Below are 13,957 nucleotides of genomic sequence, written 5' to 3'. Positions count from 1 at the left end.
GTGACGCCATGGCCGACAACACGGGCGACAAGCAGAGCAACAAGCTGGACACCGCCAAGATCGGCGCCCTGGCCAGCGTGATCATCGTGGCCACCAAGGCCGCCGGCGAGGTCTGGGAGGCCCTCAACAAGGACGACCGGATCTCCGACCAGGTGCGCACGATGGTCACCAACCTGCAGGACGCCGGCAAGAAACGCTCCCCCGTCGCCGCGCTGCGGGCCCAGCTCGACGAGATCGACCGCTACGCCACCGACGCCCAGCAGGGGAAGGGCGCCAGGCTCGTCCGGGAGGCTCAGGCGGCCGGGTGGCAGGCCCGCGCCACTCAGATCCGCGCGAAGCTGCCGCTCGTCGAGACCATGAACCGGCGCGAGCGCGGCAAGCACCTGCGGTCGTTGCAGACGCGCACCCGAGCCCTGCTCAACGAGATCCTCGCGGCCGACCTCGAGAACGGGGTCGACTGACCCGCCCCAGGGCCTCGGTGGGCGATGGGGTTTGGGGGCGCTCAGGCCTCGGGTCGTCCGAAGTCGGCGGTGGCCAACGGCCACCCACCCAGTGCCAGGTGCGACGCCACCCGGTGCACGTCGTCGTCCGAGGGCTGTTCGCGGACGACGGTGAGCACCATCTCGCGGATCTGCTCGGCGGTCACGGGCACCACCTGGGCCTCGGCCAGTCTCTGGGCGACGTCGTCGACCTCGCCGGGCGTCAGGCGACGCCGCAGCACCTCGAGCAGCGGCAGCATGTCCTGCGCCGGAACGCCCTGGGGATAGCCGGCGGTCAGCCAGCCCACCACCTTCGAGATGATCGAGTCGCCCATGACTCAGAACGCCTTCATGATCTGCTTGCCGGCGACGATGAAGGCGACGCCGCAGAGCACGGCGAGGGCCACCACCGCGAAGCACAGCGTGCTGAGCACGCGGCCGCTGACCGACATCGTGCCGGTCTCGGAGTGGCCGTCGGCGCTGACGGTGCGCCCCATGGTCGTGGCGCGCATGCCGGCGGCGAAGATCGCCGGGATGCCGGCGCCGAGGGCGAGGGCCACCACCATCACCGTGGCCAGTTCGCGCACCAGCGTGGCGGCGTGCAGTTCGAGGGGGGTCATGCCGGCACCTTCTCGTTCTGGGTCTGGGTCTGCTCGAGTTCGGCCGGGGTCAGGCCACCGTCCCACTCGTCGTTCACGTTGGCGTGGTGGATCGGGTTCTTGCGGGCCCGCAGCAGGATCAGCACGACGGCCGCGGCCAGCAGCACGAGCACCGCACCCTCGCCGGCCAGGCCGGGCAGGAAGCGCACCAGCAACTCGCAGACCGCGCCGACGGCGGCCGCGGCGGGCAGCGTGATCAGCCAGGCCACCAGCATGCGGCCGGCCACACCCCAGCGCACCTGGGCGCCGGGCTTGCCGACCCCCGAGCCCAGGATCGACCCGGTGGCCACGTGCGTGGTCGACAGCGACATGCCGGCGTGCGACGACGACAGGATGATCGCGGCCGAGGCGGTTTCGGCGGCCATGCCCTGCGGGGAGTCGATCTCGACCAAGCCCTTGCCGAGGGTGCGGATGACCCGCCACCCGCCCGACCAGGTGCCCGCGGCGATGGCGACGGCGCACAGCACCTTCACCCACCACGGAATGCCCTGCACGACGGTCCACTGACCTGCCGCGATCAGGGCCAGGGTGATCACGCCCATCGTCTTCTGGGCGTCATTGGTGCCATGCGCGAGCGAGACCAGCGAGGCCGACCCGATCTGGCCCCAGCGGAAGCCGCGGGTGCGGGTGCCGTCGGGCACCTTCGCGGCGATCCGGTAGACGAGCCAGGTGGCCAAGGCCGCCACCAGGCCGGCCACCACCGGTGCCGCGATCGCCGGGATCGCCACCTTCTCGACGATGCCGCTCCACTTGACCGACGAGGTGCCCAAGCCGGCAATGGTGGCGCCGATCAGTCCGCCGAAGAGGGCGTGGGACGACGAGGAGGGAATGCCCAGCAGCCACGTGACCAGGTTCCACAGCACCCCGCCGACGAGGCCGGCCAACACCACGCCCAGCAGCACCGTGTGGTCGATGGCGAGGGGGGCGCCGGTGTCGTCCTGAATCCTGATCACGTCCTTGGTGACGGTCAGGGCCACCTGGATCGACAGGAAGGCGCCGATCAGGTTGAGGATCGCGGACAGCCCGACGGCGGTCTTGGGCTTCAGGGCACCGGTGGCGATGGAGGTCGCCATGGCGTTCGCGGTGTCGTGGAACCCATTGGTGAAGTCGAACGCGAGGGCGACGACGATCACGGCTCCCAGAATGATGAACACTTCGGTCACACCAGAAGGGTGCGCCCCCGTGCGGGTTCCGCGCAATCCGAGCCGAAGCCCCGACGCTCACCGTTCAGACAAAGTTCACCTTGGCGCGCGCACCAGGGTCCGGTCGAGGGCCCAGCTGCCGCCTCTGCTGGCATCTGCCGCCCCTGCTCGCATCTGCCCACGGTGCAGCATGGTGCAAACGCGGCAAGAGGCGGCAGATGGGAGAGCGAGGGGGCGGCTGGCGCGAGAGCGAGGAGCGGCTCGTCCGGGCGCGCGGCCTCGACGCCGTCGTCCACAGACCAGCAGGAAAACGTGCCGCCCTCAGGAAGTTTCCTGGGGGCGGCACGTTTTCCTAGGAGTTTGCGCCAGATCGGACGACCAACCCGGCCTGATCGGACGACCCGAGCCGCGCCAGATCGGACGACCCGGCAGCTCAGGCCAGGTGCGACAGGTTCGGCTCGATGGAGCCGATCAGCGGGCGCAGGTGGTTGTAGGCGATCCGCAATCCTTCGATGTTCTTCTCGGGATCACCACCCCACAGCGGGTCCTCGTGCTCGACCGAGAGGGTGCCGGTGTAGCCCACCTCGTAGAGCTTGTCGACGACCTTCGGCCAGTCAACGGTGCCGCGGCCTGGCACGCGGTAGCGCCACCAGCCCATGTACCAGGGGTTGCCGCCCTTGTTGATGGTGCCGTAGAAGCCCATCTCGTTGCGCTTGCGCGGGAACAGCTCGAGATCCTTGGCCTGGGCGTGCACGATGTACTCCGCGAACGGCTCGATGGTCTCGACCGGGTCGATGCCGATCCAGGTCAGGTGGCTGGGGTCCCAGTTGAGGAACAGCCCCAGCTCCTTGCACATCCACTCCCACAGCTCGGGCGAGTAGGCGATGTTGCCGGGGTAGCCGTCGGGGTGCCAGCCCTCCATCACGCAGTTCTCGATGACGACCTTCACGCCCTTCTCGCCGGCGTGATCGGTGATCTCGGGGAACACGCGCTCGGCCTCGCGCTGGTTCTCGTTGATCGACTTGGCCATGTCGCGGCCGATGAAGGTGCCCGCCGTCTTCACGTCGAGCGCGGCGGCCATGTCGATGACCTTCTTGAAGTGCTCACGAATCTGCCCACGCCGCTCGAGGTCACCGTTGAGGTTGTTCTCGTAGTAGGCCAGCGAGGTGATCTCGAGCCCGGTCTTCTCGCGAATCTTGTTGACCCGCTCGACCTCGGCGTCGAGGTTCGAGACGTCGATGTGCGACGCCTCGAAGTCACGGGTGGCGGGGCCGCCGGGCCAGCAGGCGACCTCCAGGGTCTGGTAGCCCTGCTCGACGGCGTAGTCGGCGATCTGCTCGAGCGACCAGGTCGGCAGGCAGGCGGTCAGGAATCCCAGCTTCATGTGCGTTCCTCTCGAAGTGTGTGTGGGACGAAGGGTGGTGAGGCGGGTGGACGAGGGCGGTGATGCCGCGAGCCGGTCACCCACTGGCCACGCGGGTGGCGCAGGAGTGACCGGCTCGCGGTGCCGAACTCAGAACTTGACGGGCTCGCCCGACTTGGCCGAGGCGTAGATGGCCTCGAGGATCTGGGTCACGACGAGCGCCTGCTCGGGCTTGACGACCAGGTCGCTCTCGCCCCGCACGGCACCGTAGAAGGCCTTGGCCTCGTTCTCTGCGTCACCGGCGGCGGCTGCCCCGGGCGAGAAGAACCGCCCGGCGTCGCTCTTGGTGAGCACGGTGCGCCCGGCCACCACGTTGTTGATGGTGGCCTCGTAGGGTCCACCGTCGTGGTCGAGCTCGACGCCGCCCTTGGTGCCGGCCAGGGTGACGGCAGCCTCGCGCGAGTGGGCGAGGTTGATCGCCCACGCGGCCTCGAGGAAGATCATCGCGCCGTTCTTCATCTTGATGTAGCCGAAGGCCGAGTCCTCGGTCGAGAAGTTGTCCTGCGGGAAGTCCGAACCGGCATCGCCGTAGGGAATCTCGGAGATCTTGTGGAAGACCGAGCCCGAGACCGAGTCGACCTCGTAGTTGTCCATCAGCCACAGCGACAGGTCGAGCGCGTGGGTGCCGATGTCGATCAGCGGGCCACCGCCCTGCTTCTCGACGTCGGTGAACACGCCCCAGGTGGGCACGCCGCGGCGGCGAATGGCGTGCGCCTTGCCGACGTAGATGTCGCCGAGCAGGCCATCGTCCACGGCCTTGCGGGCCATCTGCACGTCGGGGCGGTAGCGGTTCTGGTAGCCGATCGAGAGGATCTTGCCGGTCTTCTTGGCGGTCTCGACCATCTTCTTGGCCTCGTCGGACGAGATGGCCATCGGCTTCTCGCAGAGCACGTGCTTGCCGGCCTCGAGGGCGGCGCAGGTGATCTCGGCGTGGCTCACGTTCCAGGTGCAGACGTGGATCACGTCCAGCGTCTCGTCGGCCACGACCTGCTTCCAGTCGTTGGTGGTGTAGCTGCCCTCGACGCCGTACTTCTCGATGTACTCGTCGCACTTCTCCTGCTCGAAGTCGCAGAAGGCGATGATGTCGACCTCGTCAGAGATCGAGGCGAGGCCCGGCAGGTGCTTGCCGCGGGCGATGAAGCCCAGGCCGATGATGCCGACGCGCAGCTTCTTGGCGGGGGCGGTGGTGTCAGTCATGAATGTCCTTCGTGGTGCTTGGCTTGCGGGTGATGCTGTGTTCGGGGGTACTGCTGGGGCGAAGCGCGATCAGCGGTTCTGCAGGTAGCTGATCGACGCGACGACATCGTCGAGGATGGCGCCGTCAGTCTTGTCGAACTCGACCACCCACGTCTTGTCGGGGTTGGCGTTCAGCAAGGCGTCGAGGTCGATCTTGCCCTGTCCGAGCACCTGGTTGGCGGGCTGCTCGGCGTGCTTCTCCATCGAGAACTCGGTGGTGACCGGTGCGGGCCCGTCCTTGACGTGCAGGTGGGTCACGCGGTCGCCCAGACGCTCGAGCAGGGCGAGCACGTCGTGACCGGCGACGGTCACCCAGTAGGTGTCGACCTCGAGCACGACCTCGGGGTCGAGCAGCGACACGAAGTAGTCGTAGGAGTTGACGCCGTCGAAGTCGGTGAAGAACTCGAAGTGGTGGTTGTGGTAGCCCACCTTCAGGCCCTCGGCGGCGGCCTTCTTGGCGGCGGCGTTCAGGGCAGTGGCGAGCTCCTGGATGCCCTCCTGGGTCGTCCACTTCTGCGGGTCGAAGAACGGCTGGACGAGGGTGGTGCCGCCCACCTCCTTGAGTGCGGCGACCGAGTTGTCGAAGTCGCCCAGCACGTCGGTGTGGGTGGTGGTGACCTTCAGGCCACGCTTGGCCAAGGCCTCGGGCAGCCACTCACGGAAACCGGTGATGCCGAAGGGTTCGACCTCGGTGATGCCGGTGGAGGCGACCACGTCGAGGGCCTGCTCGCGATTGGTCTCGAGCTCCTCACGGATCGTGTACAGCTGCAGGGACAGATTGCTCATGGGGTCCACTCTTCCTTGACTGGATGCCTCCCGCAGGAGGATGGCGATGATTCCTGACCCCATTCAAACAGAGCGGCCATTCAGTTAGTAGCGGGCGGGTCGGGATTCCAAGGAGTGGACCGGTTCTGTTGGGTGGCCCACGAGACAACTTCTGGCCCACCCACGGCCGCCCCCCGGGCCGACTGCGAGACTGGACGGGTGTCTGCGACCCCAGCCCCGACCCCATCGGCCACCCGCGTGCCCCGCCTCGGCATTCTCACCTCCGGCGGCGACGCCCAGGGCATGAACGCAGCGGTCCGGGCCGTCGTCCGCACCGCCTTGTCGTTGGGCGCCGAGGTGTTCGCGATCTACGAGGGCTACCAGGGCATGATCGAGGGCGGCGACGGCATCAAGCGCTTCGACTGGGACGACGTCGGCTCGATCCTGCACAAGGGCGGCACCGTGATCGGCACCTACCGCAGCCTGGACTTCAAGGAGCGCTGGGGCCGCAAGCAGGCCGCCGCCAACCTGGTTGACCGCGGCATCGATCGGCTGGTGGTGATCGGCGGCGACGGGTCACTGTCGGGTGCCGACCTGTTCGCCCGCGAATGGCCCGACCTGCTCACCGAACTGGTCACCGAGGGGCGCATCACCCAGACCGAGGCCGACGCCCACCCCGCGCTGATGATCGCCGGGCTGGTCGGCTCCATCGACAACGACCTGGTCGGCACCGACATGACCATCGGCGCCGATTCCGCCCTGCACCGCATCATCGAGGCGCTCGACGCGCTGTCGTCGACCTCGGCCAGCCACCAGCGTCGGTTCGTCGTCGAGGTGATGGGACGACACTGCGGCTACCTCGCCCTGATGGCGGCCATCGCCGGCGGCTGCGACTGGGTCTTCGTCCCCGAGAACCCACCGGCCGACGGCTGGGAGGATCGCCTGGCGACCGCCCTCAAGCGAGGCCGCGAGCAGGGTCGCCGCGAGTCGATGGTGATCGTCGCCGAGGGTGCCCAAGGCCGCGACGGCACCCCGATCACCGCCCAGCGGGTGGCCGACGTCATCAAGGACAAGTTGAACGAGGAGGCCCGCGTCACGATCCTGGGCCATGTGCAACGGGGCGGTCGTCCGAGTGCCTACGACCGGTGGGCGTCGACCTGGCTGGGGTACAAGGCCGTGCACCAGGTGTTGGCCGCCCAAGCCGGCGACCCCGGGTCGGTGCTCGGCATTCGTGGCAACCGGGTGACCCCGGTCGACCTGGTCGAGGCGGTGCGCACCACCCGCGAGGTGCCCCAACACATCGCGGCCAAGGACTTCGACCAGGCGATGGCACTGCGCGGCGGATCGTTCCACGAGATGGCCGACATCTTCGACGAACTCAACCATCCCGAGCGCGTCGAGTGGTCGTCACCGACCAGGCCGCGCATCGCGGTGCTGCACGCGGGGGGTCTGGCGCCGGGCATGAACACCACGGCCGAGGCGGCCGTCCGGCTCGGGCTGAGTCGCGGGTTCCGGGTGATGGGCGTGCGCAACGGGTTCGACGGGCTGCGCGACGGCGACCTCACCGAACTCGGCTGGGGTGACGTCGAGGGCTGGATGGGCGAGGGCGGCGCCAATCTCGGCACCAAGCGCGACGTGCCCGAGATCGAGCACCTGTACTCGATCTCGCGCGCCATCGAGGAACACCAGATCTCGGCTCTGCTGGTGGTCGGCGGCTTCAACGCCTACGAGGGGGCCTGGCTGCTCAACCACGAGCGCGACCGCTACCCCGCCTTCAACATTCCGATCGTGTGCGTGCCGGCCAGCATCGACAACAACCTGCCCGGCTCGGAGCTGGCCATCGGCGCCGACACCGCGCTGAACGCGATCACCGAGTCGATCGACCGCATCAAGCAGTCGGGCACCGCGACCAAGCGCTGTTTCGTCGTCGAGGCCATGGGACGACAGTGTGGCTACCTGGCGGCCGTCGGGGGACTGGCGGGCGGTGCCGAGCGCATCTACCTGCACGAGGAGGGCGTCACCCTCGAGATGCTGGTGAGAGACCTGGAATGGATGAAGGACTCCTTCTCGACCGGACGACGCCTGTTCCTGGCGGTCAGGTCTGAGGGGGCGAACGACCACTACACCACCGACTTCCTCACCCGATTGTTCGAGGAGGGCGGCGGTGAGCTGTTCGACGTGCGCCAGGCCGTGCTCGGGCACCTGCAGCAGGGTGGCAACCCGACCCCGTTCGACCGGCTGCTGGCGGTGCGCCTGGTCAGCCGGGCGATCACGGTCATTCGGGGTCAGTTCGAGACCGGCAAGCACGACGGCCTGTACGTGGGCCTCACCGGCGCGGGCATCGAGACCGGCAACCTCGCCCACTTCCACGAGGTGATGGACATGAAGACCCGTCGCCCCGTCGACCAGTGGTGGCTGGAGCTTCGTCCGATCGTGGAGGCGACCGCCCACGGGCCGGGAGCCTAGGCTGGGGCCATGTCGGAACCCCAGAATCCCGGGCAGCAGCCCGCGACCGCACGCATGAACGTCGAGAGCTTCAACCTCGACCACCGCACCGTCGCCGCCCCGTACGTGCGGGTGGCGGACACCAAGCCCCTGCCCGGCGGTGACGTGCTCACGAAGTACGACGTGCGCTTCACCCAACCCAACCGCGAGCACCTCGAGATGCCGACGGTGCACTCGTTGGAGCACACGCTGGCCGAGAAGATCCGCGACCATGTCGACAACGTGATCGACGTCTCGCCGATGGGCTGCCAGACCGGGTTCTACGTGCTGGTCGTCAACCAGGACGACCGCGGTGGCTTCGACGGCTTCCTCGACACCCTGGCGGCGGCGCTGTCAGACGTGGTGGCCGCCACCGAGGTGCCTGCCGCCAACGAGGTGCAGTGCGGCTGGGCCGCCTCCCACACCCTTGAGGGCGCCCAGGCCGCGGCCGCCGCCTTCCTCGCCCGGCGTTCCGAGTGGTCGCAGGTCACGGCGTGAGTGCTGCGTCGTCGCAGCGGACGAGCGTGCGCGCCGTCATCGTGGCGGCCATGGAGTCGGAGTTCGCCCCGCTGGTCGCCCGCGGCTCGCTGACGGGCGAGGCCGTCGAGCTGGGTCGGGCCCGGTTGCAGCCGGCGACGCTGGCCGGTCACGACGTGCTGCTGGTGCGCTCGGGCATCGGGCTGGTGAACGCCGCCGTGGCGACGACAGTGGCTCTGCAACAGGTCGAGACCTCGCTGGTGGTCTCGGTCGGGTCGGCCGGAGGGTTCGCGGGCGCCGTCGAGATCGGGCAAGTGGCCGTCGGCAGCGAGCACCGCTACCACCAGGCCGACGCCGTCGCCTTCGGGTATGCGCTCGGTCAGGTGCCGGGCATGCCCGCGTTCTTCCCCAGTGATCCGGCGGCGCTGGCCGCCGTCGGCGACATGCCCGGGGTGGTGGTCGGACCCCACGCCTCGGCCGACGTGTTCGTCGCCGGCCACCGGATCGAGGCGGTGCAGCGCGACTTCCCGGGCACGGTGGCCGTCGAAATGGAGGCCACGGCGATCGCCCAGGTGGCGCACACGTTCGGGGTCGGCTTCGTCTCGGTGCGCGGCATCTCCGACCTGTGCGGCGTCGATGCCGCTGCCGATCACGAGGCGACGGTCGAGAAGGTGAGTGCCGCAGCCGCCGACGTCGTGGTGCGGGTGCTGCAGGGCTTAGTCAGCGCATTGTGCCCTCGGCGGACGAGTCCTGACACCCCAGACGCCGCTGGTTAGGCTCGACGGGTGAAGATTCTGTTCGTCTCGATGCACACCTCACCGGTGGCCATCCCCGGTTCGGGTGACGCCGGCGGCATGAACGTGGTCGAGTGGAACATCGCCACCGCGCTGGCCCGTCAGCACCATGACGTCACCCTGGTGACGCGCAAGACCTCGCCGGACGACCCCGACACCTCAGACGTCACGCCGTCCTCAGAGCTGGCCTCGGAGTCGTCCGCGGAGTCGGCGACGGGAACCGGCACCATCACCCTGATCACCCTTCCGGCGGGTCCGCTGGCGCCGCTGGCGAAGTCGGCCATCGACGCCCACATTGACGAGTTCCGCGAGGGTCTGCGCACCCTCGAGGCCCCCGACATCGTGCACTCCCACCACTGGATGTCGGGCGTGGCCGCCCTCGACGTGGCCCGCGCCTGGCGCGTGCCCCACGTGCAGAGTTTCCACTCGGTGGCCGCCCTGCCGGGGTCGCCGCTGTCGTCCGGTGAGCCCCCGGAGTCACCCGCGCGGGTGCCCGGTGAGCGGGTCGCGGCGCAGACCTCCGACGCGGTCGTGGCCATCTCGGCCGCCGAGGCCGGCACCGTGGTGCAGCGCTGCGGGGCCAGCGCCGAGCGGGTGCACATCATTGCCCCCGGCGTCGACCGCGACCAGTTCTTCCCCGGCCTCGCCGCCGACGCGGAGTCGGACGGCGGCAACGGGTACGCCATCTTCGCCGCCCGCCTGCAGCCCCTGAAGGGCCCCGATCTGGCGATGCGCGCCCTCGCCCACGTCGAGAAGTGGATCCGCCCCCGGCTGGTGATCGCCGGTGACTACTCGGCCGACTTCGCCGACTACGGACGAGACCTCGCCGCCCTCGTCGACCGCCTCGGTCTGGCCGACGAGGTGGAATTCGTCGGCGGCCAGGACCGCGACCAGTTGGCCGCCCTGATCAGGGGCGCCCGGCTGATGCTGGTGCCGTCGCACTCCGAGACCTTCGGACTGATCGCCCTCGAGGCCGCCGCCTCGGGGGTTCCGGTGATCGCGGCCGCCGCGGGTGGACTGCGCGAGGCCGTCGTGCACGGCGAGACCGGCCAACTGATGGACTCGCGCGACCCGGCCGACTGGGGCAAGGCCATCACACACGTGCTCACCACCCCCGGGCTGCACGAGCGCATGAGCGCCGTCGCCCCCATCCACGCCCGACGGTTCGACTGGAACCACACCGCCGCCGCCCTGGTCGAGCTCTACCGTGACCTGCAGCGACGCAGCCAAGCCGCCCCCACCCCCGATGGAGTGCCCGTGACCTCGACCTTCTTCCATGGCGTCAGCCGCGTGGCCTTCGTCCATGCCCACCCCGACGACGAAACCATCGCCACCGGCGCCCTGATCGCCCACCTGCGCGAACAGGGTGTCGACGTGCGCGTGCTCACCGCCACCCGCGGTGAGCAGGGCGAGATCGTGCCGGGCACCTTCGACGTCTCGGACGCCGACGCCCTGCACCACGCCGAGGCACTCGACACCGAGCGGGAACGCGAACTCGGACGAGCCCTGGCCACGCTCGGGGTGGAGCGCGCCGAGTTCCTGGGCCAGGGCGCCGCCCGCGCGGCCGGTCTCGAGGAGCGCCGCTACTCCGATTCGGGCATGCGCTGGGTGACCCCGTCAGTGGCCGGGCCGGCCCTCGACTCCCCCGCGCACGCGTTCAGCCTGTCAGCGTTGGACGAGGTCTCGGCCGACATCGCCGCCTGGCTCGAGAGCGTCGATCCGCAGCTGGTGGTCACCTACGACGAACTCGGCGGCTACGGCCACCCCGACCACGTCACCGCCCGCGAGGCGGTGGAGCTGGCCTGCAAGCGGCTCGGGCTGCCGCTGGCCGAGGTCTTCCAGTCCGGTCACTCGGAGCGGTTCGGAGAGGGGTCGATCGGCGAGGGTGTGGAGTGGCTCGACCTCTCCGACAAGCTCGACGTCGTCCGGCGGGCCCTGGGTCAGCACCGCACCCAACTGACCGTTGACGGTGACGACATCGTGCACGTCGGCGGACAGCGCGAGGCGATCACCGTCCGCGTCGGCCTGCGCCTCGTCTGACGTTCCGACCCCTGCCTGCCTGACCGTTGGGGCTTGCCTGACCCTTCGCCCCTGATTGGCCCTTGTGCGCGGGGCGCTTCGGGGTCTGGGCGGGCGCCTTCGCCGGCTGGCGAGACTCCCGTTCGGCCTGGCTGCGCGAACTCTGTGCCGTGCGACCCCGCACCACGCCGATGAACTCCTCGACGAGGGGGGCGTCCGAGCTGGTCAGCCAGGCCAACCCGATGGTGGTGGGCTCGCCGCCGACGAACGGACGGTGCACGAGGTCTTTGCGGCTGCCGGTGCGGGCGACCGAGAGCGGCACCCGCAGCACGGCGGCCGAGTAGGTGGCCAGCTCGATCGAGGCGGGTTCGGCGTCGTGGATCACCCGCTCGTCCGCGAGGTCGTCCGCGGTCAGTTCGTGGAGTTCGGCGAGCAGGTGGTCCTTGCTCAGCCAGACCACGGGGTCCTCGTCGTAGAGGGGGATCAGGTGCAGCCCCGCGCGGTCGATCGGCAGCCGGACGAAGGCCAGGTCGACCTCGCCGGTCACCACGGCCCGGCGCTGGTCGGGCTCGGTGAGGTCGATGATCTCGAGCGGGGTGCGGAAGCGCTCGTCCCAGATGCGTCGCCACTTGGTCAGCGTCACCCCGGGCACGAAGCCGATCCGCAGGGGGCCGCGGGGGCTGGCGGTGGGCTCGGAGGTCACACGCCGAGGCTAGTCGGTCTAGGCTGCGCCGCATGAGTCAGACGATGAAGCCGGCGACCGCGGCGGCCAAGCTGGGCATCTACCTGCCCGCCACCCCCGAGGAGTTCCGGACGACCCCGATCACCCGCGCCGAGGTCGACGAGTTGCGGGCCAACCCGCCGCAGTGGCTGACGGACCTGCGCCGCAACGGCCCCTTCCCGCGCGACGTCGTGGCCCAAAAGTTGGGGGTCTCGAACTCGGGGCTGGCGCGTTCGGGCATCACCGAGGCTCTCACCGCGGACGAGATCGGTGCCCTGCTGGCGGCTCCCCCACAGTGGCTGGTGCGGGAGCGCCAGGTGCAACAGTCGGTGCTCGCCGAGCAGAACCGCCTCAAGAACCAGAAGTGACCGCCGACCCGTTCTCCACCGGCTGACCGCGACCCGTTCTCCGCCGACTGACCGCGACCCGTTCTCCACCGACTGATTGCAAACTCTCACCAAAACATGCGGCCCTCAGGGTGGAGTCAGGGTGTCAGTGCAACACGTTGTTCGGAGGTGTTGCATGCGTCGTGGGAATCCGGGTTACCCGGGGTGGATGCGGGAGTGGGTGCTGTGGTTGGCGGCGTCGGGGTACTCGGCGCAGAGGGCCGCGGATCAGGTGGGTGTGAGCGCGGGGACGGCTGCTGGTTGGTTGCATGCTGCTGGCATGGATCTGAAGCGTGGTCGTCATGGCGGTCTGGTTGTTGAGGTCGAGGTTGTACGGCCGGTGCTGCCGCACCCGGCGCCGTCACACGGGGCCCGGTTGTCGTTGGCGGATCGGACGTTGATCCATGTCGGGTTGGTCCAGCGGTGGTCGTTACGGCGCATCGCCGGCCAGCTGGGGGTGTCGGCGTCGACGGTCAGCCGAGAGATCGCCCGCAACTCGACACCGACCGGGTATCGGGCTGAGGCTGCCGAGACCGCGGCCGCGGGCCGTCGGGGACGTCCGAAACGGTCAAGGTTGGACGATCCCGTGCTGCGGCAACGGGTCGTCGAGGGGTTGAACTCTCACTGGTCGCCCCGGCAGGTGTCGATCCGTCTGGCGGCGCAGCATGGCAAAGATGGTTCCGTGAGCCACGAGACGATCTACCAGGCCCTCTACGTCCAGGGCAGGGGTTCCCTGCGCGAGGAACTGAGGATCGACAAGGCACTGCGATCCGGACGGACCCACCGCATCCCCCACTCGAAGCTACCGCCCCGGACGGGACGACCATGGCTGCAGGGTCATCACATCTCCACACGACCGGCCGAGGCAGCCGATCGAGCGATCCCGGGCCACTGGGAGGGTGACTTGGTCCTCGGAGCACGCAACCAGACCGCCATCATCACCTTGGTCGAACGCGCCTCACGGTTCGTCCTGCTCCATCGGCTGCCCGACCAACACGACAGCACCACCGTTGTCGACGCGTTGATCGCCATGGCCGCCACCCTGCCAGCGCAGATGCAGATGAAGTCACTCACCTGGGACCAAGGATCCGAGATGGCCGAGCACCCCACGTTCAGCCTCGCCACCCACACCCAGGTCTACTTCTGCGACCCCCACAGCCCGTGGCAACGAGGCAGCAACGAGAACACCAACGGCCTGATCCGCGACTTCTGGCCAAAACCCACCGACTTCGCCCAGATCACCGACGCCGAGATCCTCCACGTCCAGAACCTCCTCAACGACCGACCCCGCGAAACTCTCAACGCCCTCACCCCACGTGAGAAACTGCAACAACTACTCACCGTTGCACTGACCGATTGAGACCACCCAGGA

The 13,957-nt window shown here is 69.1% G+C and carries 14 protein-coding genes; 7 read left to right on the top strand and 7 right to left on the bottom strand.

What is annotated here, in order from left to right:
• The first annotated feature begins 8 nt into the window (after positions 1-8).
• Positions 9-461, top strand: a complete 453-nt coding sequence (locus ACSDQ9_RS03765) for a hypothetical protein (RefSeq protein WP_435143807.1) — start codon at positions 9-11, stop codon at positions 459-461.
• Between the two features lie 41 nt (positions 462-502).
• Here the strand turns inward: ACSDQ9_RS03765 and ACSDQ9_RS03760 are convergent, their stop codons facing one another.
• From ACSDQ9_RS03760 to ACSDQ9_RS03735, 6 genes are all read right to left on the bottom strand, one after another.
• Positions 503-814 carry a DUF3349 domain-containing protein gene (locus tag ACSDQ9_RS03760; RefSeq protein WP_435143804.1) on the bottom strand — a complete coding sequence of 104 codons (312 nt, stop codon included), beginning with the start codon at positions 812-814 and terminating at the stop codon, positions 503-505.
• Between the two features lie 3 nt (positions 815-817).
• A complete protein-coding gene (locus tag ACSDQ9_RS03755) occupies positions 818-1,099 on the bottom strand; it encodes a hypothetical protein (RefSeq protein WP_435143802.1) in 282 nt (93 codons plus the stop codon).
• Positions 1,096-2,301: an inorganic phosphate transporter gene (locus ACSDQ9_RS03750; RefSeq protein WP_435143800.1), complete on the bottom strand. Its 1,206-nt coding sequence runs from the start codon at positions 2,299-2,301 to the stop codon at positions 1,096-1,098. The genes ACSDQ9_RS03755 and ACSDQ9_RS03750 overlap by 4 nt, the downstream gene beginning before the upstream one ends.
• 412 nt (positions 2,302-2,713) lie before the next feature.
• Positions 2,714-3,664: a sugar phosphate isomerase/epimerase family protein gene (locus ACSDQ9_RS03745; RefSeq protein WP_435143798.1), complete on the bottom strand. Its 951-nt coding sequence runs from the start codon at positions 3,662-3,664 to the stop codon at positions 2,714-2,716.
• A 129-nt stretch (positions 3,665-3,793) separates the two neighbouring features.
• Positions 3,794-4,900 (bottom strand): Gfo/Idh/MocA family protein, encoded by a 1,107-nt coding sequence (locus tag ACSDQ9_RS03740; protein ID WP_435143795.1) that lies wholly within the window; start codon positions 4,898-4,900, stop codon positions 3,794-3,796.
• 69 nt (positions 4,901-4,969) lie between these two features.
• Entirely contained in the window at positions 4,970-5,725 is a 756-nt protein-coding gene (locus ACSDQ9_RS03735; RefSeq protein WP_435143792.1) for a sugar phosphate isomerase/epimerase family protein, read from the bottom strand.
• Between the two features lie 198 nt (positions 5,726-5,923).
• Between ACSDQ9_RS03735 and ACSDQ9_RS03730 the strand changes: the two genes are divergently transcribed.
• From ACSDQ9_RS03730 to ACSDQ9_RS03715, 4 genes are read left to right on the top strand one after another with little or no spacing between them, the layout of a single operon-like run.
• A complete protein-coding gene (locus ACSDQ9_RS03730) occupies positions 5,924-8,170 on the top strand; it encodes a 6-phosphofructokinase (protein WP_435143789.1) in 2,247 nt (748 codons plus the stop codon).
• Positions 8,171-8,179: 9 nt separating this feature from the next.
• Entirely contained in the window at positions 8,180-8,686 is a 507-nt protein-coding gene (locus ACSDQ9_RS03725) for an S-ribosylhomocysteine lyase (protein WP_435143787.1), read from the top strand.
• Complete coding sequence (gene mtnN, locus ACSDQ9_RS03720; protein WP_435143784.1) at positions 8,683-9,441, top strand: 5'-methylthioadenosine/S-adenosylhomocysteine nucleosidase; 759 nt, start codon at positions 8,683-8,685, stop codon at positions 9,439-9,441. The genes ACSDQ9_RS03725 and mtnN overlap by 4 nt, the downstream gene beginning before the upstream one ends.
• A gap of 9 nt (positions 9,442-9,450) precedes the next feature.
• The gene (locus tag ACSDQ9_RS03715) at positions 9,451-11,499 is read left to right on the top strand and encodes a glycosyltransferase (protein WP_435143782.1); all 2,049 of its coding nucleotides are present in this window, start codon (positions 9,451-9,453) and stop codon (positions 11,497-11,499) included.
• On the opposite strand, the gene ACSDQ9_RS03710 is transcribed toward ACSDQ9_RS03715, so the two are convergent.
• Positions 11,468-12,181 carry a LysR substrate-binding domain-containing protein gene (locus ACSDQ9_RS03710; protein WP_435143779.1) on the bottom strand — a complete coding sequence of 238 codons (714 nt, stop codon included), beginning with the start codon at positions 12,179-12,181 and terminating at the stop codon, positions 11,468-11,470. The two genes, ACSDQ9_RS03715 and ACSDQ9_RS03710, sit on opposite strands and share 32 nt — an antisense overlap.
• Positions 12,182-12,213: 32 nt before the next feature.
• Between ACSDQ9_RS03710 and ACSDQ9_RS03705 the strand changes: the two genes are divergently transcribed.
• Entirely contained in the window at positions 12,214-12,567 is a 354-nt protein-coding gene (locus ACSDQ9_RS03705) for a DUF5997 family protein (protein ID WP_435143777.1), read from the top strand.
• A 298-nt stretch (positions 12,568-12,865) separates the two neighbouring features.
• Positions 12,866-13,945, top strand: coding sequence for an IS30 family transposase (locus ACSDQ9_RS03700; protein WP_435143774.1), 1,080 nt, complete (start codon positions 12,866-12,868; stop codon positions 13,943-13,945).
• Positions 13,946-13,957 lie beyond the last annotated feature (12 nt).

The sequence above is a fragment of the Aestuariimicrobium soli genome (assembly GCF_051192575.1).
GTDB classification, from domain to species: domain Bacteria; phylum Actinomycetota; class Actinomycetes; order Propionibacteriales; family Propionibacteriaceae; genus Aestuariimicrobium; species Aestuariimicrobium soli.
Note: the sequence above shows the minus strand (reverse complement) of the source record. Positions and strands in the feature narration are given on the sequence as shown.